The organism is Oleiphilus sp. HI0117, assembly GCF_001635235.1.
Window position 1 is genome coordinate 1 of record NZ_LWGA01001362.1, and the last position, 817, is coordinate 817.

The window sequence follows — 817 nt, forward strand, 5'->3', positions numbered from 1 at the left end:
GGGCTTCAGAGGTTTTTGCAATATATGGAGGCAAAATCCCTAGGACCCCATATAGTCGGTCACCCTGAATACCACTCCTGCCACACGGCGGTGACGAGTGACGGCTATGTGTTCGAAGGTCATATCCCCGCGCGCTTCGTTCAGCAGTTTCTGGAAAATCCACCGGCGGGTGCCATCGGCCTGAGCGTGCCGGGCATGCCGGCGGGCAGCCCCGGGATGGAAATGGGCGACAGGTTTATGCCTTACCAGGTGTGGTTGCTAAAAAAAGACGGTTCGGCTGAAGTGTTTGCTTCAGTGAGCAGCCGCGATCAGCAATAGGACGTATCACCATGAACATTCAATGGCGTTTTTTATTATTGTTCCTGTTGGTGGGGGTTCCTGCTTTTGCCGAGGAAAAAGTTGCCCAGGAACAGTTTGCCCAAACACAGCTGGATCAAGACCAGGTTGGTACGTTGACTTTGGAAGCGGCGATTGCACAGGCGATTGCCTCCGACCCCTGGCTGAACGGCAGCCGCTACCGGGAAGATGCACTGACCAGTGAATCCATTTCCGCCTCAACCCTGCCCGATCCCAAGGTCAGCCTAATGGCGGCCAACTTTCCAACCGATAGCTTCGATATCAATCAGGAACCGATGACGCAACTGACTGTGGGTGTTAGTCAGATGTTTCCGCGCGGCGATAGCCTGGCGTTAACCAGCCGCCAAAATCAGGAGTTGGCGGCCCAGGAACCCTTACTCAGACAGGATCGCCAGGACAAGGTGACAGCGACGGTGACTCAGTTATGGCTGGAAGCCTACCGGGCACAGGAAAGTATCCG

Annotated in this window: 2 protein-coding genes; both read left to right on the plus strand. The window is 55.3% G+C overall.

Annotated elements, in window-relative coordinates:
• Nucleotides 1-318, plus strand: a 318-nt coding sequence (locus tag A3757_RS23370) for a DUF411 domain-containing protein (RefSeq protein WP_231878366.1), incomplete at its 5' end; no start/stop codon positions are given.
• An 11-nt stretch (nucleotides 319-329) separates the two neighbouring features.
• Nucleotides 330-817, plus strand: a 488-nt coding sequence (locus tag A3757_RS23375) for a TolC family protein (RefSeq protein ID WP_197470266.1), incomplete at its 3' end; no start/stop codon positions are given.